The 20,437-nt window shown below is 42.4% G+C and carries 35 protein-coding genes; 2 read left to right on the top strand and 33 right to left on the bottom strand.

Annotated features, from left to right (window positions below; genetic code table 11):
* Positions 1-287: 287 nt before the first annotated feature.
* The gene (locus L6I86_RS32440) at positions 288-518 is read right to left on the bottom strand and encodes a hypothetical protein (RefSeq protein WP_056618222.1); all 231 of its coding nucleotides are present in this window, start codon (positions 516-518) and stop codon (positions 288-290) included.
* A 153-nt stretch (positions 519-671) separates the two neighbouring features.
* A complete protein-coding gene (locus tag L6I86_RS32435) occupies positions 672-1,283 on the bottom strand; it encodes a stage II sporulation protein M (RefSeq protein WP_236292834.1) in 612 nt (203 codons plus the stop codon).
* Between the two features lie 113 nt (positions 1,284-1,396).
* Between L6I86_RS32435 and pdaB the strand changes: the two genes are divergently transcribed.
* Entirely contained in the window at positions 1,397-2,179 is a 783-nt protein-coding gene (gene pdaB / locus L6I86_RS32430) for a polysaccharide deacetylase family sporulation protein PdaB (protein ID WP_056618230.1), read from the top strand.
* A gap of 37 nt (positions 2,180-2,216) precedes the next feature.
* Here the strand turns inward: pdaB and L6I86_RS32425 are convergent, their stop codons facing one another.
* Positions 2,217-2,813, bottom strand: coding sequence for a KinB-signaling pathway activation protein (locus L6I86_RS32425; RefSeq protein ID WP_236292832.1), 597 nt, complete (start codon positions 2,811-2,813; stop codon positions 2,217-2,219).
* Between the two features lie 139 nt (positions 2,814-2,952).
* Here L6I86_RS32425 and gerD point away from each other — a divergent pair, with 139 nt between their 5' ends.
* Entirely contained in the window at positions 2,953-3,726 is a 774-nt protein-coding gene (gerD, locus tag L6I86_RS32420) for a spore germination lipoprotein GerD (RefSeq protein WP_056618239.1), read from the top strand.
* A gap of 53 nt (positions 3,727-3,779) precedes the next feature.
* On the opposite strand, the gene L6I86_RS32415 is transcribed toward gerD, so the two are convergent.
* The 30 genes from L6I86_RS32415 to rpsC form a co-directional block, all read right to left on the bottom strand.
* Positions 3,780-4,868 (bottom strand): Mrp/NBP35 family ATP-binding protein, encoded by a 1,089-nt coding sequence (locus L6I86_RS32415; RefSeq protein WP_236292831.1) that lies wholly within the window; start codon positions 4,866-4,868, stop codon positions 3,780-3,782.
* Positions 4,869-4,922: 54 nt separating this feature from the next.
* Positions 4,923-5,684: an N-acetylmuramoyl-L-alanine amidase CwlD gene (gene cwlD / locus L6I86_RS32410; protein ID WP_236292828.1), complete on the bottom strand. Its 762-nt coding sequence runs from the start codon at positions 5,682-5,684 to the stop codon at positions 4,923-4,925.
* A gap of 227 nt (positions 5,685-5,911) precedes the next feature.
* On the bottom strand, positions 5,912-6,604 hold the full coding sequence (locus L6I86_RS32405) for a phosphoadenylyl-sulfate reductase (protein ID WP_056618250.1): 693 nt from the start codon (positions 6,602-6,604) through the stop codon (positions 5,912-5,914).
* A gap of 223 nt (positions 6,605-6,827) precedes the next feature.
* Entirely contained in the window at positions 6,828-7,220 is a 393-nt protein-coding gene (gene rpsI / locus L6I86_RS32400; RefSeq protein WP_028557465.1) for a 30S ribosomal protein S9, read from the bottom strand.
* An 18-nt stretch (positions 7,221-7,238) separates the two neighbouring features.
* Positions 7,239-7,676 carry a 50S ribosomal protein L13 gene (rplM, locus tag L6I86_RS32395; protein WP_029196440.1) on the bottom strand — a complete coding sequence of 146 codons (438 nt, stop codon included), beginning with the start codon at positions 7,674-7,676 and terminating at the stop codon, positions 7,239-7,241.
* 174 nt (positions 7,677-7,850) lie between these two features.
* Positions 7,851-8,612 (bottom strand): tRNA pseudouridine(38-40) synthase TruA, encoded by a 762-nt coding sequence (gene truA, locus L6I86_RS32390; RefSeq protein WP_236292826.1) that lies wholly within the window; start codon positions 8,610-8,612, stop codon positions 7,851-7,853.
* A gap of 140 nt (positions 8,613-8,752) precedes the next feature.
* Complete coding sequence (gene rplQ / locus L6I86_RS32385; protein WP_056618253.1) at positions 8,753-9,118, bottom strand: 50S ribosomal protein L17; 366 nt, start codon at positions 9,116-9,118, stop codon at positions 8,753-8,755.
* Positions 9,119-9,142: 24 nt separating this feature from the next.
* Entirely contained in the window at positions 9,143-10,087 is a 945-nt protein-coding gene (locus tag L6I86_RS32380; protein ID WP_056618255.1) for a DNA-directed RNA polymerase subunit alpha, read from the bottom strand.
* A gap of 125 nt (positions 10,088-10,212) precedes the next feature.
* Positions 10,213-10,608: a 30S ribosomal protein S11 gene (rpsK, locus tag L6I86_RS32375; protein WP_028557470.1), complete on the bottom strand. Its 396-nt coding sequence runs from the start codon at positions 10,606-10,608 to the stop codon at positions 10,213-10,215.
* 18 nt (positions 10,609-10,626) lie between these two features.
* Entirely contained in the window at positions 10,627-10,995 is a 369-nt protein-coding gene (gene rpsM, locus L6I86_RS32370; protein WP_028557471.1) for a 30S ribosomal protein S13, read from the bottom strand.
* A gap of 19 nt (positions 10,996-11,014) precedes the next feature.
* Entirely contained in the window at positions 11,015-11,128 is a 114-nt protein-coding gene (gene rpmJ, locus L6I86_RS32365; protein WP_003333770.1) for a 50S ribosomal protein L36, read from the bottom strand.
* Positions 11,129-11,231: 103 nt separating this feature from the next.
* Positions 11,232-11,450 carry a translation initiation factor IF-1 gene (infA, locus tag L6I86_RS32360; protein WP_009676800.1) on the bottom strand — a complete coding sequence of 73 codons (219 nt, stop codon included), beginning with the start codon at positions 11,448-11,450 and terminating at the stop codon, positions 11,232-11,234.
* A gap of 2 nt (positions 11,451-11,452) precedes the next feature.
* Positions 11,453-11,758, bottom strand: a complete 306-nt coding sequence (locus tag L6I86_RS32355) for a KOW domain-containing RNA-binding protein (RefSeq protein WP_236292824.1) — start codon at positions 11,756-11,758, stop codon at positions 11,453-11,455.
* A 9-nt stretch (positions 11,759-11,767) separates the two neighbouring features.
* Positions 11,768-12,520, bottom strand: a complete 753-nt coding sequence (map, locus tag L6I86_RS32350) for a type I methionyl aminopeptidase (RefSeq protein ID WP_056618260.1) — start codon at positions 12,518-12,520, stop codon at positions 11,768-11,770.
* Positions 12,520-13,170 carry an adenylate kinase gene (locus L6I86_RS32345; protein ID WP_056618263.1) on the bottom strand — a complete coding sequence of 217 codons (651 nt, stop codon included), beginning with the start codon at positions 13,168-13,170 and terminating at the stop codon, positions 12,520-12,522. Before L6I86_RS32345 ends, map begins: the two co-directional genes overlap by 1 nt.
* 87 nt (positions 13,171-13,257) lie before the next feature.
* Positions 13,258-14,562 (bottom strand): preprotein translocase subunit SecY, encoded by a 1,305-nt coding sequence (gene secY / locus L6I86_RS32340; protein ID WP_056618266.1) that lies wholly within the window; start codon positions 14,560-14,562, stop codon positions 13,258-13,260.
* The gene (gene rplO, locus L6I86_RS32335) at positions 14,562-15,002 is read right to left on the bottom strand and encodes a 50S ribosomal protein L15 (RefSeq protein ID WP_056618269.1); all 441 of its coding nucleotides are present in this window, start codon (positions 15,000-15,002) and stop codon (positions 14,562-14,564) included. The genes secY and rplO overlap by 1 nt, the downstream gene beginning before the upstream one ends.
* 36 nt (positions 15,003-15,038) lie before the next feature.
* Positions 15,039-15,227 carry a 50S ribosomal protein L30 gene (rpmD, locus tag L6I86_RS32330; RefSeq protein ID WP_057313449.1) on the bottom strand — a complete coding sequence of 63 codons (189 nt, stop codon included), beginning with the start codon at positions 15,225-15,227 and terminating at the stop codon, positions 15,039-15,041.
* Positions 15,228-15,238: 11 nt separating this feature from the next.
* Positions 15,239-15,736: a 30S ribosomal protein S5 gene (rpsE, locus tag L6I86_RS32325; protein WP_056618277.1), complete on the bottom strand. Its 498-nt coding sequence runs from the start codon at positions 15,734-15,736 to the stop codon at positions 15,239-15,241.
* 27 nt (positions 15,737-15,763) lie between these two features.
* Entirely contained in the window at positions 15,764-16,132 is a 369-nt protein-coding gene (rplR, locus tag L6I86_RS32320) for a 50S ribosomal protein L18 (RefSeq protein ID WP_056618280.1), read from the bottom strand.
* Positions 16,133-16,233: 101 nt separating this feature from the next.
* Positions 16,234-16,776: a 50S ribosomal protein L6 gene (gene rplF / locus L6I86_RS32315; protein ID WP_028557480.1), complete on the bottom strand. Its 543-nt coding sequence runs from the start codon at positions 16,774-16,776 to the stop codon at positions 16,234-16,236.
* Positions 16,777-16,805: 29 nt separating this feature from the next.
* Complete coding sequence (gene rpsH, locus L6I86_RS32310) at positions 16,806-17,204, bottom strand: 30S ribosomal protein S8 (protein WP_028557481.1); 399 nt, start codon at positions 17,202-17,204, stop codon at positions 16,806-16,808.
* A gap of 33 nt (positions 17,205-17,237) precedes the next feature.
* Positions 17,238-17,423, bottom strand: a complete 186-nt coding sequence (locus L6I86_RS32305; RefSeq protein ID WP_029196455.1) for a type Z 30S ribosomal protein S14 — start codon at positions 17,421-17,423, stop codon at positions 17,238-17,240.
* 36 nt (positions 17,424-17,459) lie between these two features.
* A complete protein-coding gene (gene rplE, locus L6I86_RS32300; protein ID WP_056618284.1) occupies positions 17,460-18,002 on the bottom strand; it encodes a 50S ribosomal protein L5 in 543 nt (180 codons plus the stop codon).
* A 33-nt stretch (positions 18,003-18,035) separates the two neighbouring features.
* Positions 18,036-18,389: a 50S ribosomal protein L24 gene (rplX, locus tag L6I86_RS32295; protein WP_081787661.1), complete on the bottom strand. Its 354-nt coding sequence runs from the start codon at positions 18,387-18,389 to the stop codon at positions 18,036-18,038.
* Positions 18,390-18,444: 55 nt separating this feature from the next.
* Positions 18,445-18,813, bottom strand: a complete 369-nt coding sequence (rplN, locus tag L6I86_RS32290; protein WP_028557485.1) for a 50S ribosomal protein L14 — start codon at positions 18,811-18,813, stop codon at positions 18,445-18,447.
* Between the two features lie 35 nt (positions 18,814-18,848).
* The gene (gene rpsQ, locus L6I86_RS32285; protein WP_028557486.1) at positions 18,849-19,112 is read right to left on the bottom strand and encodes a 30S ribosomal protein S17; all 264 of its coding nucleotides are present in this window, start codon (positions 19,110-19,112) and stop codon (positions 18,849-18,851) included.
* Between the two features lie 27 nt (positions 19,113-19,139).
* A complete protein-coding gene (gene rpmC / locus L6I86_RS32280) occupies positions 19,140-19,337 on the bottom strand; it encodes a 50S ribosomal protein L29 (protein WP_028557487.1) in 198 nt (65 codons plus the stop codon).
* Positions 19,327-19,761 (bottom strand): 50S ribosomal protein L16, encoded by a 435-nt coding sequence (rplP, locus tag L6I86_RS32275; protein ID WP_028557488.1) that lies wholly within the window; start codon positions 19,759-19,761, stop codon positions 19,327-19,329. The genes rpmC and rplP overlap by 11 nt, the downstream gene beginning before the upstream one ends.
* Before the next feature lie 3 nt (positions 19,762-19,764).
* On the bottom strand, positions 19,765-20,427 hold the full coding sequence (rpsC, locus tag L6I86_RS32270; RefSeq protein WP_028557489.1) for a 30S ribosomal protein S3: 663 nt from the start codon (positions 20,425-20,427) through the stop codon (positions 19,765-19,767).
* Between the last annotated feature and the right edge of the window lie 10 nt (positions 20,428-20,437).

Here is a 20,437-nt window from a genome sequence, read left to right as displayed (position 1 = left end):
TTGCTCATTTGAAGCTAGCGAGATTTTGCAATCTCTTTTATAGTCGATTACTCGACTGTGCTTACTCACTCGTTGTTCAGTTTTCAAAGATCAATTTCTCTCGCATTACATCGCCATCCGTTTAGCGGCGACTTTTTAAATATATCACAGTCACACCAGAGATTGCAAGTCTTTTTTTCGAAAAGTTTTATGTAACCTCTCTCTTATAATAAGACTCACTAACTTTGTTTCGAAGTGACGAGTTATAAAGTAACACAGGTGGAGAGGGTAAGTCAAGCACTTACCCCCTATTTTTTCTGAGCTTGGTAATTACGGTTTCTGGCGTACTTTGATATTTCCTTTGGTGTCGCTAAGCGAGCATACATCCTGAAGATGACCTTGTATCTGGATTCTATAGCTCCCTTTATCTCTTGATCAATTCTCTTATCATTGAGATCGAATAGCATTTCGTCTAATTCTTTACGCAATACATAATCTAATTCTCTGCATTCTCTCTCATTGAACAAAAATCCGAGCATACATCCATCCAAACCCCTCTCGACTGTAGAGATTCATGGCACTAACAATTTTTAGTTAGACGTGGAGAGTTGAGCCAATTATGCCCCTCTTCGTTTACGCCTTATTGTTATGCTCAGATTTTGCCAATTTTATGACGAGGGATTGAAAATATTTTACAAATGCACCAACCAGTAGGTAAGTGTGCTCTCAATTATAGCCGCAATCAAAAGAAGAACTACGATTCCCATACTGAGCGGTTTGGTTAATTGAAAAATTCTAATCAATTCAATTCTAGCACTTCTTTTCTCAGCAGGCACGAGTATCTGTACAGCCATTTTCCAAACCAACATCCCTATCTTCAAGCCATATGCACACGCAAGTAGTATTACAGGGATCTCAATGATACCATGCGGCAATATGCCTTTAAGAACAATGGATAATGTACTTTCATGCGTCTGCAAAGAAAGAACATAACCCAGAATCATTCCATTAGCGATTAGCATAAAGAGCGGTAATACACCTAGGAAAACTCCACAGAACATAATAAGCACCGACTTAATCGCGTTATTTAAAAAGATAAAAATGAACAGCCAAACCTGCGGGTTTTCTTTGGTACTTATCGATTTAATCATAGGCTGGAGTCCCTCTAATTGCTTTTCCAAGAAATGCGTAAATTGGTCGGAATTTGCCCAACCCATATACAAACTAAATCCAAAAACGAGAACAACCACAATAAAGTAATGCTTCATTTCTTTAAAATGTCTAAGCAATGCCGGAAAATTCATTTTGTATTTCCTCCAATTTCGGAAGCATAAGTACCCTGTGTACGAGCATACATTATTTACTAAAGGTTATACAAGCTATCTATGGCTTGACATAAAGGAGGTACAAGCTGTTTATGAACTACTTTTTTGTAATCAACGCACGCAAATTCAAACAATATTTATTCATTGCTCTTGCCATCATCTTCTCCGCGGCCATTGTATATTCCGAACAAAGTAATGTATCCGTCTTTATGAACTCCGAGCCTTCGGCTATCTACAGCGTGCAGACCGAAAAGAAAGTTATCGCCCTTACCTTTGATATTTCTTGGGGGGATACTCGAGCTGAACCCATCTTGAAGATCCTAAAGGACAATGGCGTTAAGGACGCAACATTCTTCTTATCCTCGCCCTGGAGTAAAAGCCATCCCGACATTGTCTCACATATCAAAAGCTACGGATTCGAGATTGGCAGTCATGGGAACAAATTTGATAACTACAGCGACCTAAGTGACGAGGAAATTCGAAACGAAATTACTACTGCACATGGCATTTTAACAGAATTAATTGGCAAAGAGCCTAACCTCATCCGCCTGCCTAATGGCGACTTCGACAAGCGTGTGTTGCGCATTGCTGATGATCTCGGCTATTCCGTCATACAATGGGATACAGACTCTCAGGATTGGCTGAATAAAGGCGTCGACACTCTTGTAAACCGTGTAGTGAGCAAAGCACATCCTGGCGATATCGTTCTTCTCCATGCGAGCGACTCCTCCCAACAAACACATGAGGCTTTGCCCGCCATCATCCAACAACTAAGAGAAAAGGGATATCAGTTCGTAAGTGTTAGTGAGCTCATTAAGCAAACCCAGGTGGAGACAACCCCTGTTGAGGATCAAGCCATGAAACAAATCCATTAGTATTTATGAATAAATTTTAAAAAAAGAGCTAATCAAATTAGCTCTTTTTTTTATCCAGTATTTTATGTAGGGTAAGAATTTGCCATGCATTACAGACGAACAATGGTGCCAACATAAATAGACTTGATGCCGTGTTATCCAATTTCAATGCTGGCACAGCCTCAAGCACAGTAACTGCCGTCATGAAAAATAAAGTAGGAATGAATGCATTCCGATTCGTCATTTTCACCTTCCAATAGCTTACTGCTAAAGAAATCACTAATACGCACACAGGTAAGATGAAATATCCAAGCAGCGATTCTGAACTGTTGAAATTCGTTTTCCTCAAGTAGACAAGGTCGAATAAAACAACAATAACAACGGCAAGCTGTAACAAGTCCCATACTGTTTTGGATCGTATAATACCAACAGCAATGAACCTAACGATTAAATATGCGAAGAAGCCCATTTGACTCAATACACTTATCGTAGCTCCACCGAGAATCATATTAATCAAATTAAATCCGACCGCCGATAAGCCCATTACAGAAAATTCTTTGTCTGAAAATTGAAGGATAAGTCCAACCCCAGTGGATACTACAATCCCTAATACTAATGTTGTCCAAAATAAGTGAAACCATTTACGTAAAGTCACGTTTAATTCCCTCCACACATCAACTCTAATTGTTAATTGTACCAATCTTTACGTTAAAAAGCCAATAATGTCCCCTTATATTCTGACCCTAACCACACATACTAAGACCATTAAAGTTCAGGGAAGGGAGCATGTAGTTATGTTAAAAACAAGACTTAGAAAGCTTCAGGTCCTACCGGCTATATCATTGGCTTTTCTTCTCGCCTCTTGTGGTACAGATAACTCATCTCAAGGCCAATCACAAGCCAACACGTACAAAGAACAAAAGACAATGATCCTTGATATTCTGAAATCAGATGATGGTAAAAAAGCAATAAGTGCTGCAAATCGAAGTATCATGAATGGCGATGTAGGTGCTAACAGCGTTGCTGGCCAATCACAAATTAAACTACTATCCGCTAATGAGTCCCTGCAGCTTCAAATGGCTGTCAAGGATGTACTCACCGCTAAGGAAAATAATATGTTTTTGACCGATATGATGAAGGATCCTAAATTCGCAGGTGACTTTGCCACGGCAATCCAAAAAGAAACCAAACAGATGTTCAAGGAATTGCTCAAGGACCCTACTTACCAAAAATCACTGATCGATGTTATGAAAAACCCCGATTATGAGAAAATGGTCCTTGATGTTATGAAAACAGCACCCTACCGCCAGCAAATGATGACTGTCATGGAAGAATCCATCCAAAGCCCTCTTTTCAGGGCGCAAATGGTTGAGTTACTTAAGTCTGCTATCGCCCAACAAAGTAAGCCTGATCAAATGCCTTCCGCAAAAAGCACAGAAAAAAGTGATGATAAAGCCAAAGAAGGAGATAAAAAACAAGACGGCGGGGATGAAAAACAGAAGGATGATTCCTCAGGGGATTCCGATAAACAAGGTGAAGAGAAGAAAGATGGAGGTTCTGATTCTTAAACGAAAAAGGAAGAGTTTGCAGACTCCCTCTGCTTCCTCTTCCTTTTTTTGCACTATTTATCCAGTTTCGTAATGATCCTATCCGCTATTTCCAAATAGATTTGACCTGCTTTGGATTCTGCCTTATATACGGACGGCGAATAATCTTTTTCAGATATATGATTATCAGGCGCTCCTAATGGAATTTGCGCTAATAGCTCACTGTGAAGATCTTCAGCAAGCTTAGCACCTCCACCTTTACCAAAAATATGCTCAATGCTGCCATCCTTACTTTCATAATAGGACATGTTCTCAACGATACCCAAAATTTCATGATTCGTTTGAATGGCCATCGCACCAGCTCTAGCAGCTACAAAAGCTGCTGTAGCATGCGGTGTCGTAACAATGATCTCTTTGCTTTGCGGTATGAGCTGATGCACATCAAGTGCAACATCGCCCGTACCCGGAGGGAGGTCTAGAAGGATGTACTCCACATCTCCCCAATTTACTTCGTTGAAGAAGTTGCGCAGCATTTTGCCTAACATCGGCCCACGCCATACAACAGGTGCATTGTCTTGGACAAAGAACCCCATCGATATCACTTTGACCCCGAATTTCTCAACAGGAATAATCACGTTTTCTACCAACTGCGGCTGTTCTTCAATCCCCATCATATCCGGAATACTAAATCCATATATATCCGCATCGATGATCCCTACCTTTTTTCCTTTACGAGCCAGGGCGACTGCTAGATTAACTGTGACTGTTGATTTACCAACGCCACCTTTGCCACTCGCAACAGCGATGAACTCCACCGTAGAGGATTGTCCAAGAATCGGTTGCTGAATCGGAGGTTGAACAGGCTTCTGCTGGTTTGTATCCGCCTGATGTGAAGTTCCTTCCAAACGACTCCGTTCATGATCCGTCATCAATCTAAACCGGATATGAACTTGAGGTACTCCTATATTTGCTAAAGATTGTTGAATAAATGCTCTGGCTTGCTCCTTATATCCTTCATCCTCGGTTACTACGAGCAAACTTAAGGATACCGCATCTTCTTTCACCATCACATCACGAATCAAATTTAATTCCACTACACTTTTATTAAACTGGGGATCTATTAGCTTATTCAACGCCTCTAGAATTTGATCTTTATGTACCATAGCCACATCACACCTTTATTGGGACATTGTATTCGCGGCTTTTATTATAACACATTATGAAGCAGAACCCACTTTTTCACCTGCATAATATCTCAAAATTCCTTGATAAACCGATGCTGCCAGTATCTTCTGATAGTTCTCATCCGCTAATAACTTCGCCTCTTCTGGGTTTGAAAGAAAGCCTACCTCAACAAGTGCACTTGGGATTTTCAACGTTTTTAACAGATACACAGTCTTATCCGCCAACTTAGCAACACGATCGGTGTTTTCTAAATTACGCCTAAGCTCGGACTGAATGAGTGCCGCTAGGTTAGGATTATCGGGATTATTCAAATAATAGAACGTTTGTGCGCCTCTCCATTTATCAGACGGTATACTGTTCAAATGAATACTCAAAAACATATCCGCGTTATTGTTCTGAATTAAGTCCGCGCGGTTGTGGAGATCCTGCGTCTTACGTTTGCTATAGCCTTTCGTGCCTGATTCCGCTAGATCAGTGTCCGTTTCTCTTGTTAAAACCACGATCGCACCGGCTTGTTGCAAGTAATCGCGTAGCCGCAAGGTTATAGCTAAATTGATGTCCTTCTCGATGATACCATCCTTACTCTCTGCCCCACCGTCTGGCCCCCCATGACCGGCGTCTAGCGCTATTGTCTTACCCGATAAAGGGAGCGTCCAATCCGACCAGGTCTTCGTTGTAGGGAGCTCGTACGCATAAATAAAGACAACCAAGGCAACCAGCATAGCTGAAAGCAATAGCTTCAGACTACTGTGAAAGGTCAGCCATACCACCAACCTCTTCTTCCTTTTACGCATAAAAAATCCACCTCTGTTCCCCTATAGACTCTGTAACATCTATATGGGACAGGGTGGACAAATATACCAGACTTATACACGATATTAAGGGTCGTTTCAACCTTCCCAACTAAGCCCGTGTAATCGCGTCATATGATGAAATTTGAACAACTGTTAGTCCTAAGTACAATCGCATGTAGAATCGCTTCACGAGGCCTTGTATTGTGCATTGCAGTGTTGAAACAAACTTACTTATGGAGACCACATTCCGTTTTCTCAATACTTGCCCAACGTCCCGCGCGCGGATCTTCACCTTCGGCGACTTGGCGTGTGCAGTGCGTGCAACCGATACTAGGATAGTTACGATCATGCAACGGGTTGTATATCACATCATTGTCGCGAATGTATTGCCATACGTCTTCTGAAGTCCATCCAGCTAGTGGGTTGAATTTAATTAGGCCAAATTTCACGTCGTATTCAACTTTTTTAGCATTTGCTCTAGTAGGTGCTTGATCGCGGCGAATACCAGTAATCCACGCATCATAGTTTCTAAGGATATCTGTAAGTGGATCAACTTTACGTATGTTGCAGCATTGGTTCGCGTCACTTTTCCATAGCTCATCCCCAAATTTCTCCGCTTGCTCATCGAGAGTTAACTTAGGCAATACTTGAACGAATTTTGTCCCGTAGTGCTTCTCAAGACGATCTTTCGTTTCATAAGTCTCATCAAAATGCACATTCGTATCCAAGTAGAAGATATCAACATTTGGGTTAATCTTTTGCAGCATGTCGACCAACACCACATCTTCCGCTCCAAAACTACAAGCAAGTGTCAATCTTTGAAATGTATCTACAGCTAATTTCAATATGGCTTCAGGCGATTGATTTTCGAATTCTTCCGCAGCTTTCGTTACAAATGCTTCTTTCTCAAATAGATTCATCTTCCGATTCCTCCAATAGTCGACAATCCCGACTGATATTGTATGATTTATATTTTAATTATATCTGACTTCTACAAGGTGTCAATTACTTTTTATCATTTTGGTATTAACTTATTCTATTGGGTTAAAGTTGGATCATGATGAACAGATGAACATAAAAAAAGAAAAACCTCTCCAGCCATAAGCCGAAAAGGTTCTTCTTGCGTGCCAAAGGCACAATATCTTAACGTTTGGAGAATTGAGGAGCACGACGTGCTGCTTTCAATCCGTATTTTTTACGCTCTTTCATACGGGAATCACGTGTTAGGAATCCAGCTTTTTTCAAGGATCCACGGTATTCCGGATCAGCTTTCAACAATGCACGGGAGATACCGTGACGAATTGCGCCAGCTTGTCCGCTGATTCCGCCGCCATTTGCAAGAACTAGAACATCGTATTGACCGATAGTTTCAGTTAGAGCAAGTGGTTGTTTAACGATTAGCTTTAATGTTTCTAGACCGAAATACTCATCTAGATCACGTTTATTGATGATGATGCGTCCTTCACCCGGTATTAAGCGAACACGCGCTACCGAATGTTTACGACGACCCGTTCCATAATATTGAACTTGTGCCACGAAACGTTCCTCCTTATATTAACCGCGAAGATTCCAGACTTCTGGTAGTTGTGCTTGGTGCGGATGCTCTGCTCCACCGTAGACTTTAAGCTTAGTTTTCAAGCTATCACCTAGACGGTTCTTAGGAAGCATACCATGAACTGCGAATTCGATCATACGATCAGGCTTGCTGTTAAGCAAGTCTTGAGCGGAAGTCACTTTCAAACCACCTTGGTACAAAGAGTGACGGTAGTACATTTTGTTTTGCATTTTCTTACCAGTAAGCTTAATTTGGGAAGCATTGATAACAACAACGAAATCACCAGTATCTACGTGTGGAGTGAACTCCGGTTTGTGCTTACCGCGGATAATGCTAGCAACTTCACTTGCAAGACGGCCAAGTGTTTGGCCTGCAGCGTCAACAATGTACCATTTACGCTCTACTTCATTTGGCTTAGCCATATATGTGGTGCGCATGCTTAATCCTCCTAAAAATATATCTGAAATACATAAGTTATAGTTGTTAAATATTCATAAGCGATGGATAGTTATGGTCATTTGTGATCAGGGGCTGTGGGGTAGCCGATCACGAAACGCCAAGTTATATTTTACACGATAACGTCTTAATAATCAAGTAGTGATGATAACTTTTTAATAGTCGACTTTCCACAAGGTTAATCCCATGGCTTCAGCTGTAGGACCCGCTTGAGAACGATCTCTGGCCTCGAGAACACGTTGCATATCGCTAGATGGTCTCTTACCCTCACCGATCTGTATCAACGTCCCTACGATGATCCTCACCATGTTATAAAGAAAACCATTCCCCGTTATGATTAACCGGATACGTTCTACTTTACCTGACGCCAACAACTCATCTGATTCCGTCTCCATACGTACCTCATATAAGGTTCTCACTTTGATTTCCTTATCCGTTCTCACTGTGCAAAACGAAGTAAAATCATGCTCACCTAGCAAACAAGGGAGCGCCTCTCTCATGGCTTCCACATTTAAATGCGTGGGGTGATGATACTCGAAGTTGCGGTGAAAGACATCAGGGAAGCGCGCCGAACGAATCGTATAACAATAGGTTTTACGTTTCGCGGCTTTGCGAGAGTGAAATGTAGGGAGAACTTCTTCTGCAGTATGTGCGACGATATCCCTGGGTAGTCTAGCATTTAGAGCTAAACACCAACGTTCTACTGGAATCTTAGAACTCGTTGTAAAATTAATAACTTGCGCTTTGGCATGAACGCCGGCATCTGTCCGCCCTGATGATATGACTTTCACTGTCTCACCTGTCAGTAAGAACACGGCCTGCTCTAAACGGTATTGCACCGTATCAGATTTAGGCTGTATCTGAAAGCCAGAATAAGATGTACCATCATAGCTTATGGTAAAACGTAGATTTCTCAAGGCTTGTTCCTCCATGAGTCATCCTTTCTACCTAGCTTGAGTTGCTTAAGCAGCTCAATACACTAGAATGCGATCCAAGACTGCAAAAAAAGGGCTTCACCAGAATCTAGTGATTCCGTCCACCCTTTCCCATCCGTCTTCTATGCGCGATCTACTAGCTCTAGGTAAACCATTGGTGCTGCGTCACCGCGGCGTGGTCCCAGTTTAAGGATACGAGTGTATCCGCCTGGACGCTCGGAATAACGTGGTGCCAATTCAGAGAATAGTTTTTGAATCGCATCTTGATTTTCGTTAGCAGCTTCTCTACGAACAAAAGCAGCAACCTGACGGCGTGCGTGAAGATCTCCGCGTTTCGCAAGAGTAATTAACTTCTCAGCGATTGAACGAATTTCTTTAGCTTTTGCTTCTGTTGTTTGAATGCGCTCATGTATGAACAGATCCGTTACCAGATCACGAAATAATGCTTTACGATTACTGGAATCGCGGTTCAATTTTCTGTAGTTCATTGAGTTAACCTCCTTCTGACAAGATTATTCCTCGGTACGTAGACCCAGACCCAGCTCTTCGAGCTTCTCTTGAACTTCTTCAAGGGATTTGCGACCTAAGTTCCGAACTTTCATCATGTCTTCTTCTGTTTTGGTAATCAGCTCTTGTACGGTATTAATCCCTGCACGTTTGAGACAGTTGTAAGAACGAACGGAAAGGTCTAGTTCTTCGATCGTCATCTCAAGAACTTTTTCTTTCTTATCTTCTTCTTTTTCAACCATGATCTCAGCGTCTTTTGCTTCATCCGTCAAACCAACGAACAAGAGCAAATGTTCAGTTAAGATTTTAGCGCCCAAGCTTACTGCTTCTTCTGGACGAATACTTCCATCGGTCCACACTTCGAGGGTCAACTTATCATAGTTAGTCACTTGGCCGACGCGAGTATTCTCAATAGCGTAGTTTACCCGAGTAATAGGCGTGTAGATCGAATCAATTGGAATTACACCAATTGGTTGCTCTTCATGCTTATTTTTGTCTGATTGGACGTAACCGCGCCCTCTGCCCGCATGAATCCTCATATGAAGACGTGCATCTGGAGACAAGGTAGCGATGTGTAAGTCCGGGTTAAGGATTTCAACATCACTATCACCGCGGATATCAGCCGCTGTAATGTTACCTTCTCCTTCAGCATCAATTTCTAGCACTTTCTCCTCATCGGAGTGAATCTTCAACGATAAACCTTTGAGATTGAGGATAATTTCCGTAACATCCTCAAGCACGCCAGGAATCGTTGAAAATTCGTGCAAAACGCCATCGATTTGGACAGAGGTTACTGCTGCCCCCGGTAAGGAGGACAGTAAGATACGACGTAGTGAGTTTCCTAAGGTTGTACCGTAGCCACGCTCCAACGGTTCAATGATAAATCTACCATAAGCGCCATCTTCACTTAATGCTACAGTTTCTATTTTTGGCTTTTCAATTTCGATCATGAAATGTACCCTCCATTCAATACGTCGGTTCCCTCTGGATACTTCGTTGAAAATTTCATAGTATGCCTATCCTTCAAACCATTATTCACGATTTTGGAATAATTATACTACAAAGTGATCCTGAATTATACGCGACGACGTTTTGGAGGACGGCAGCCATTATGAGGAACCGGCGTCACGTCTTTAATCAGGTTTACTTCAAGACCTGCTGCTTGCAAAGAGCGGATTGCTGCTTCGCGGCCAGCGCCTGGACCTTTAACCATAACTTCAACAGTTTTCAAACCGTGCTCCATAGCTGCTTTAGCTGCTTTTTCAGCTGCCATTTGTGCTGCGAAAGGAGTGCTTTTACGGGAACCTTTGAATCCAAGGTTTCCTGAACTTGCCCAAGAAATTGCGTTACCATGCGGATCCGTGATCGTTACGATCGTGTTGTTAAATGTTGAACGGATGTGTGCTACACCGCTCTCAATATTTTTCCGGTCACGACGTTTCGTACGGACGACTTTTTTAGGTTTTGCCATTAGCTCTAACCCCCTTTATTATTTCTTCTTATTAGCTACTGTACGACGAGGACCTTTACGTGTACGAGCATTAGTTTTAGTACGTTGACCACGAACAGGAAGACCACGGCGGTGACGAAGACCACGGTAGGATCCGATTTCGATTAGACGTTTGATGTTTAGGGAAATTTCACGGCGAAGATCGCCTTCTACTTTAAGGGTTTTGTCAATTACATCACGGATTTTGCTCACTTCATCTTCAGTCAAGTCACGAACGCGAGTACTCGCATCGATACCTGTGGAAGCAATGATTTTCTGAGCAGTTGTAGTGCCGATACCGAAAATGTAAGTCAACGCGATTACAACTCGTTTGTCACGAGGTAAGTCAACTCCAGCTAAACGTGCCATCTACAGAATGCACCTCCTTTTAACCTTGTTTTTGTTTGTGCTTAGGATTTTCGCAAATTACCATTACATTGCCTTTACGGCGAATGACTTTACATTTTTCACAAATCGGTTTTACTGACGGTCTTACTTTCATTTTAAGCCCTCCTTTTTATCGTAAGCAACCATGTTGCGTTTTCGTTAGAAAACTTGCTTCGTAAGCATACGCCTTGAGAGAGTATTACTTCTAAGCCGAACATTTATTTGAAACGGTAGGTTATACGGCCTCTCGTCAAATCATAAGGCGATAATTCTACGGTAACCTTATCTCCAGGCAAAATGCGAATAAAATGCATTCTGATCTTTCCTGAAACATGGGCTAGGATTTTATGACCATTTTCCAATTCAACTTTAAACATTGCATTCGGAAGAGGTTCAATCACTGTACCTTCTACTTCAATTACATCTTCTTTGGCCACAGTCATTCTCCTTTCTCTTGTGCTTCAACTTGCATAAGTTCAACGAATTTGGCGATTGCAAAGCGCAATTTCCCATTAGTCACACGACCTGTTTCCCTAATGCTTGACGCTACTTCACTGCTAATCGTTTCTTGTAAATGAAGATGATTCAGGTTCTTCTTCTTCGGTTGATCGAATTTACGATGTACGCCGTCGGCAAGCCAGACAAAACGATGATCTTCAATCCCAATCACGACCGCATATTCTCCGGGATCTCTACCGCGAAGCACCTTTACGATTTGACCCACTTGCGGAATCTTACTATCCACTCAGTTCACCTACGATCTAGGCAAAGTTAGTATTTCATAACCAGCTGCCGTAATAGCAACCGTATGTTCGAAATGAGCACATAGGGTACGATCTGAAGTGACTACAGTCCAATCGTCTTCGAGTGTTTGGACAAATCTTTCGCCAACAACCACCATGGGTTCAATGGCTAGGACCATGCCTGGTTTGAGTCGAGGACCTTTGTCAGGAATACCATAGTTCGGAATTTGTGGTTCTTCGTGAAGATCCGTTCCAATACCATGACCGACATACTCTATAACCACGGAGAAGCCTGCGTCTTCAATACAAGTTTGGATTGCATGCGACAACGTGTAGAGTCTAGCATCCGGTTTAGCTTCTGCAATGCCTCGATAGAGTGACTCTTCTGTCACAGTCAACAAGCGCTGAGCTGTTTCAGAAATCTCACCGACAGGATATGTCCAAGCAGAATCTCCATGATAACCTTTATATTGAGCACCAATATCAATGCTGATAATGTCGCCCTCAACTAGCTTTCTTGGACCAGGAATACCATGAACTAATTCTTCGTTGACTGAAGCACAAATGCTCCCAGGAAAACCATTGTAACCTTTGAAAGATGGAATTGCTCCCTGACTGCGAATGAATCCCTCTGCGATCTGATCAAGTTCTTTCGTTGTAATGTTCGGACGAATCGCCCTTGCCAATAAGCGGTGCGTTTCGGCTACGATACGACCAGCTTCTCGCATTAGGTCTAGTTCAACCTCGGACTTACAAATGATCATTACGCTAGACCTCGTAGCAGTGAGCTAATTTGTTCGGTTACCGCATGAATGTCTTGTTCCCCGTTAACCTCACGCAATAATTCCCTCTTTTGGTAGTAATCCAGAAGCGGAGCCGTTTTGTTAATGTATTCATCCAAACGTGTTCCGACTTTCTCTTCCGTATCATCAGATCGTTGGTACAACTCACCGGAACATTTATCGCATACGCCTTCTTGCTGAGGTGGGTTGAAGATGACATGATACGTAGAACCACAGGATTTACAAATTCTTCGGCCAGTTAGTCGTGCTAACAGATAACTGCGATCAACAGCTAGATTGATTACGACCTCAATCTTCTTACCAAGTGAATCAACGATTTCAGACAATGCATCAGCTTGAGCTACCGTTCTAGGGAACCCATCTAGCAAAAATCCTTTATCGCAATCCGGTTGGGCAAGACGCTCTCTCACAATACCGTTCGTAATTTCATCAGGAACAAGAAGCCCCTTATCTACATATCCTTTAGCTTCAATACCCATTGGGGTACCTTGGCTCATTGCTGCGCGAAATGCATCGCCAGTTGAAATATGAGGAATTTGAAACTCAGAAACGATTTTCTCTGCTTGCGTACCTTTGCCTGCACCAGGAGGCCCCATAAATATTACGTTCACAATTAAAACCTCCCCATCGCACTCGGCATTACGAACAGCACAATAGGTGCCGATGTCGCAGAAACTTGCCCCATCAGTACCTATTAGCTATTTATTGATGAACCCTTTGTAATGACGCTTAATCAATTGGCTCTCGATTTGCTTCATTGTCTCAAGACCAACGCCTACTACGATAAGTAAAGATGTACCACCTATTTTAACCGAACTAGGCAATCCAGCAAGTCCTCCAAATAGCATTGGAAGAATAGAAATTGCTGAAAGGAACAAAGCTCCAGAAAGAGTAATTCTAGTCATTACGCGTGTCAGATAAGTCGACGTTGTTTTACCTGGTCTGATACCTGGTATGTATCCGCCGTTCTTCTTCATCTGATCAGCCATTTGAACTGGATTAATTTGTACGAAGGTGTAGAAGTAGGTGAAACCAATAATCAGCAGTACATACAGTACAATCGCTAATGGTGCAGTTTGGTTAATACTCAAGTTGTTAATAATCCATTCTGCGACTACATTCCCTCTCCAGTAGCTTGCAATGGTTGGAGGAAACATCAAAAGTGATAATGCGAAGATTACAGGGATAACACCAGCAGCATTCACTTTAAGTGGAATGTGTGTTGTTTGCCCACCATACATTTTACGACCAACTACTCGCTTAGCATATTGTACAGGTATCTTACGAACACCTTGTTGTACGAATATAACGCCAGCAATAATCAGGATAACAACTAAAGCAATAATGATCAGTTTCACAATGTTCAGGAACAGAGCTCCATCGGTTGCAAAGAGTGATTTGTAGATTTGTTGAATGCTTGTTGGAATCGCAGAAACGATACCAGCAAAGATGATAATGGAAATACCGTTACCAATCCCGTATTCCGTGATTTGCTCACCTAGCCACATCAAGAAAGCTGTACCAGCTGTCAACACGATAGCGATTAATGCGAAAGTTGTAAACCCAGCATCAATGACCAAACCACTGTATAAGCGATTAAAGCCAATTGAAAGACCGAAAGCTTGAATCAACCCTAGAACAATCGTACCGTAACGAGTCACCTGCGTCATTTTCTTTCTTCCGACATCTCCTTCTTTTGCCCACTGCGCAAAGCGCGGGATAACATCCATGGACAAAAGCTGAACAATGATCGAAGCCGTGATATAAGGCATAATTCCCATCGCGAAGATGGAGAATTGGAAGAGCGCACCGCCGGAGAACGTGTTAAGCAAACCAAAGACATCGCTCTGATTCGCTTGATCTTGAAGTTTCAGAACATCTGTATTAATGTTTGGAACCGGAATAAAGGCACCCAAACGGTAGACGATTAGCAAGATAAGCGTGAAGAGAATTCTTCTGCGTAAATCTTCTACTTTGAAGATGTTGGCTATGGTATTGAACATTAAATCACCTCGGTTTGACCGCCGGCAGCTTGGATTTTCTCAATCGCTGATTGAGAGAACTTATTCGCTTTAACGGTTAATTTTACTGTGATTTCACCGTTTCCTAAAATCTTAATGCCGTCTTTAGGAGCTTTAACAATACCAGTCTCCATTAATACTTCTGGAGTAACTTCAGTACCAGCTGCGAAATTGTTCAAGTCTTCAAGATTAACGATCGCGTACTCCGTACGGAAACGGTTCGTAAATCCACGCTTAGGTAAACGACGGTACAATGGGTTTTGTCCACCCTCAAATCCAGGACGAACGCCTCCACCGGAACGTGCGTTTTGACCTTTGTGTCCGCGAGTTGATGTTTTACCCATACCACTACTTGTTCCACGTCCAACACGCTTAGGTGATTTACGAGCGCCAGTAGCAGAACTTAGCTCATGTAACTTCATCGTTGCACACCTCCTCTAGATCTTAAATTCATAATTCTATGCTTCGATTTCTTTAACTTCTACCAAATGGCTTACTTGGTTAACCATTCCTCTGATTGCAGCATTATCTTGGTGAAGAACAGTTTGGTTAATCTTACGAAGACCAAGTGTTTTCACAGTAACGCGTTGCGTTTCAGGGCGGCCGATCAAGCTGCGTTTTAGGGTAACTTGTAATTGTTTAGCCATGTATACCCCTCCTAACCTAATAGCTCTTGAACAGTTTTACCACGAAGCTTTGCAACTTCTTCCGCTTTTTTCAAGCGGCTTAAGCCTTCAAGCGTAGCGTTAACCATGTTCATGGAGTTCGATGAACCTAGGGATTTTGTCAAGATATCGCCTACACCAGCAAGTTCAAGTACTGCACGAACTGGTCCGCCTGCGATAACTCCTGTACCTTGGGATGCTGGTTTCAATAGAACGCGTCCCGCGCCAAATTTACCAGTAACAAGGTGAGGAATCGAAGTGCCTACGATAGGAACATGAATCAAGTTCTTTTTCGCATCTTCAATACCTTTACGGATTGCATCTGGAACTTCGGAAGCTTTACCGATTCCTGCACCAACCCAGCCATTGCCATCGCCAACGACAACAAGTGCGCTGAAGCTGAAACGACGTCCGCCTTTTACTACTTTAGCTACGCGATTAATATTTACGACTTTTTCTGTTAGCTCTAAAGTATTAGGATCTACACGCAAGTCTTTTACCTCCTTATTAATGTATTTCTAGAATTCAAGACCAGCTTCACGAGCTGCGTCAGCCAATGCTTGAACACGTCCATGATAAAGGTATCCACCGCGGTCAAAAACCACTTTGTCTAAACCTTTTTCTTTCGCACGTGCTGCGATTAATGCGCCAACTTTACGAGCAGCTTCAACGTTACCACCGTTACCAATTTCACTTTTAAGCTCTTTATCTTGAGTCGAAGCTGCAACGATTGTTACACCAGTTGTATCATCGATTAATTGAGCATACATATGTTTGGATGAACGGAAGATGTTCAAACGTGGGCGAAGAGTTGTTCCTTCAATTTTCTTACGAACACGAAGGTGTCTTTTCAGACGAGCTTTATTTTTATCGCTTTTAGTAATCATCTATACTTACACTCCTTTCATCATCTTATGATGCGAGGCTTATGCTTACGTAGCAAGTTTTCATTAGAAAACTCTTAGCTATTACCCGCGATCTTTCGATCTTATTTCTTCTTACCAGCTTTACCTTCTTTACGAAGAATACGTTCGCCTTCATACTTGATACCTTTACCTTTATACGGCTCTGGTTCACGTACGGAACGAACTTTTGCTGCCATTGCGCCAACTAGCTCTTTATCAATACCTTTAACGATGATTTTCGTGTTCGTTGGAACATCGAACTCAATACCGTTTTCAGGGTTGATTTCAACTGGATGGGAGTACCCAACGTTAAGAACCAATTTGTCACCGCTTTTGTTTGCACGGTAACCAACGCCTACTAGATCCAAAGATTTCGTGAAACCTTCCGTAACACCACTTACCATGTTGGCAACAACACTACGTGTTGTACCATGCAGGGAACGGTGGAGTTTGTTATCGGAAGGACGCTCAACGGAAATCTCGTTCTCTAGAACATTAACTTTCATATCAGTATGAAGTACACGGGACAAGGAACCTTTAGGTCCACTAACCGTGATTTGAGTATTGTCTAGTGTTACATTTACACCACTTGGAATGGTGATTGGCTTACGACCAATACGAGACATGTTTGCACCTCCATTCAATTACAATTGTATTACCAAACGTAGCAGATAACCTCTCCGCCAGCTTTGGATTGACGAGCATCTTTATCCGTCATAACTCCTTGAGACGTGGAGATGATGGCAATCCCTAATCCGCCCAGAACACGAGGGACTTCTTGTGATTTAGTATAAACGCGTAGACCTGGTTTAGAAATTCTTTTCAAACCAGAGATAACACGCTCATTGTTTGAACCATATTTCAGGAACAAACGAATGATACCTTGTTTGCTATCTTGAACGTACTCAGCATCACGGATAAATCCTTCTTTTTTGAGGATTTCAGCGATTTCCCTCTTCACTTTTGAAGCTGGGATTTCAACTGTTTCATGACGTACGATGTTCGCATTACGAATGCGTGTTAGCATATCTGCAATTGGATCTGACATGACCATTTTGTGTAAACCTCCTTCCCGAAAATAGGGTGATTACCAGCTTGCTTTTTTCACGCCTGGAATCTGACCTTTGTGTGCTAATTCGCGGAAACAAATCCGACAAATTTTGAACTTGCGAAGCACTGAATGCGGACGTCCGCAGCGCTCACAACGTGTGTATGCTTGCACTTTAAACTTCGGGGTACGTTGCTGTTTGACTTTCATCGAAGTTTTTGCCACTTAATATAACACCTCCTGATAGGTACAACTGGTAACCTATTTTACGAAAGGCGCTCCGAGTTGTGTTAAAAGCTCGCGAGCTTCCTCGTCGGACTTAGCCGTCGTTACGATAACAATATCCATACCACGAACTTTATCGATTTTATCATACTCAATTTCAGGGAAAATGAGTTGTTCTTTCAAACCAAGCGTGTAGTTACCGCGACCATCAAATGCTTTGTTGGAAATACCGCGGAAGTCACGTACACGTGGAAGTGATACGTTAAATAATTTGTCCAAGAAGTGGTACATGCGCTCGCCGCGAAGAGTTACTTTCGCACCAATCGGCATGTTTTCACGAAGTTTGAAACCCGCGATCGCTTTTTTGGATTTAGTTACAACTGGCTTTTGACCAGAGATCTTTTGAAGATCTTCTACTGCAGTATCAAGCACTTTGGAGTTTGAAACAGCTTCACCAACACCCATGTTGATTACAACTTTCTCAATTTTCGGTACTTGCATAACTGTAGTGTAGTTGAACTTTTGAATTAATGCTGGTGTAATCTCATTCAAGTAACGATCTTTCAATCTTACTGCCATGACTTAGTTTCCTCCTTTCCATACATGTGTGTATTAGTCGATAACTTCGCCGGATTTTTTCGCGATACGAACTTTCGTTCCGTTATCTAATACTTTGTATCCTACGCGAGTAGGTTTGCCGCTCTTAGGATCAATTAGCATCACGTTAGAAACGTGGATCGCAGCTTCTTGATTCAAGATACCGCCTTGTGGGTTAAGTTGGGATGGTTTCGCATGTTTCTTAACCATGTTTACACCTTCAACAAGAACACGATTTTGACGAGGGTAAGCAGCGATAACACGGCCTTTCTTACCTTTGTCTTTGCCAGTGATAACGAAAACAGTATCGTCTTTTTTCACGTGCAATTTATTGTTATGAGATTCTAGTCTCTTTTTAAGTCTTGGCATTAGCTTCTACACCTCCTGGGGTTCTCCACAATGGAAAACAACATCGTAACACGTCTTAGATAACTTCTGGAGCCAAGGATACGATCTTCATGAAGTCTCTATCGCGAAGTTCGCGAGCAACTGGTCCGAAGATACGAGTACCACGTGGGCTTTTATCTTCTTTCACGATAACAGCTGCATTCTCATCAAATGAGATATATGAACCGTCTTTACGGCGAGCACCGCTCTTCGTACGAACGATAACTGCTTTAACAACGTCACCTTTTTTGACAACGCCACCTGGTGTTGCTTCTTTTACTGAACATACGATCAAATCACCAATGTGACCAACGCGACGACCAGTACCACCCAAAACGCGGATACACATTAATTGTTTCGCACCTGAGTTGTCAGCGACAGCCAAACGAGTAAATGGTTGAATCATCGTATTCCCTCCTTTCGGGGTTCATATCTAGAATATTAGATAACAACTGCCACTTCAAGAATCTCAACCAGTCTCCAACTTTTATCTTTGGACAAAGGTCTAGTTTCACTGATTTTCACAGTGTCACCAATCTTAGCTTGGTTGTTTTCATCATGTGCTTTGAATTTTTTTGTAGATTTAATTCGTTTGTGGTAGAGTTCATGTTTTTTGTAAGTTTCAACAGCAACAACAATGGTTTTATCCATTTTATCGCTGACAACCTTACCGATCAGAACTTTACGATCGTTACGTTCAGTCATCTAAGGAACACTCCCTTCTAGATTTGGTTACCCAATACCCAGTTCTCTTTCACGCAAAATAGTCTTGGCACGAGCGATCTCTTTACGCAAATCACGAATCTGAGTCGGGTTGTCCAATTGACCAGTAGCTAGTTGAAAACGGAGGTTAAAGAGTTCTTCTTTAAAACCATTAACTTTTTGCTCGATTTCAGCAGTGGTTAAGTTCCGGAATTCACTACCCTTCATTTGCTTCACCGCCTACTTCTTCTCTTTTCACGAACTTCGTTTTGATTGGAAGCTTGTGAGCTGCAAGACGCATTGCTTCGCGAGCAACCTCTTCGCTTACACCAGCTAGTTCAAACAAAATTTTGCCCGGTTTTACTACGGCAACCCATTTTTCCACGCTACCTTTACCACTACCCATACGAACTTCAAGCGGCTTTTGTGTAACTGGTTTAGCTGGGAAAATTTTAATCCATACTTTACCGCCACGTTTGATGTAACGTGTCATGGCAATACGTGCTGCTTCGATTTGACGGTTGGAAACCCAAGCCGGTTCTACCGCTTGCAGACCATATTCGCCAAAAGCAACTTCCGTTCCGCCTTTAGCGCGACCTTTCATGTTACCGCGGTGTTCTTTACGGTGTTTTACACGTTTAGGTACTAACATGATTTAATTTCCTCCTTCCGGCTGAGCCTTTTTCTTAGCTGTCGGAAGCACTTCTCCACGATAAATCCATACTTTTACACCAATACGTCCATAAGTAGTGGCTGCTTCAGCCGTACCATAGTCAATATCCGCACGAAGTGTATGAAGTGGAACAGTTCCTTCGCTATATCCTTCCGTACGAGCAATCTCAGCACCGCCAAGACGTCCGCTAGTTGCAACTTTGATACCTTTTGCTCCGGATCTCATAGTTCTTTGCATTGCTTGCTTCATAGCACGACGGAAAGATACGCGACGCTCTAATTGAAGTGCAACTGCTTCAGCTACTAGAATAGCATCAAGATCAGGGTGTTTGATTTCAGAAATGTTGATATGAACTTTTTTGTTCGACATTGCTGCGATGTAGTTACGAATAACTTCAACTTCAGCTCCGCCTTTACCAATAACCATTCCTGGTTTAGCAGTATGAATCGTTACGTTAACACGGTTAGCCGCGCGCTCGATATCGATATGGGAAACTGCAGAATCTTTAAGTTTATTCTTTAAGTATTCGCGGATTTTGACGTCTTCAAGCAGCAGAGTTCCGAAATCTTTTTCTGCGAACCATTTGGACTCCCAATCACGAATGACACCAATTCTAAAGCCTATCGGGTGTACTTTCTGACCCACACGTTACCCC

This window comes from Paenibacillus allorhizoplanae, from assembly GCF_927798215.1.
Classification (GTDB): Bacteria; Bacillota; Bacilli; order Paenibacillales; family NBRC-103111; genus Paenibacillus_E; species Paenibacillus_E allorhizoplanae.
This window is presented reverse-complemented; position numbering and strand designations above follow the sequence as displayed.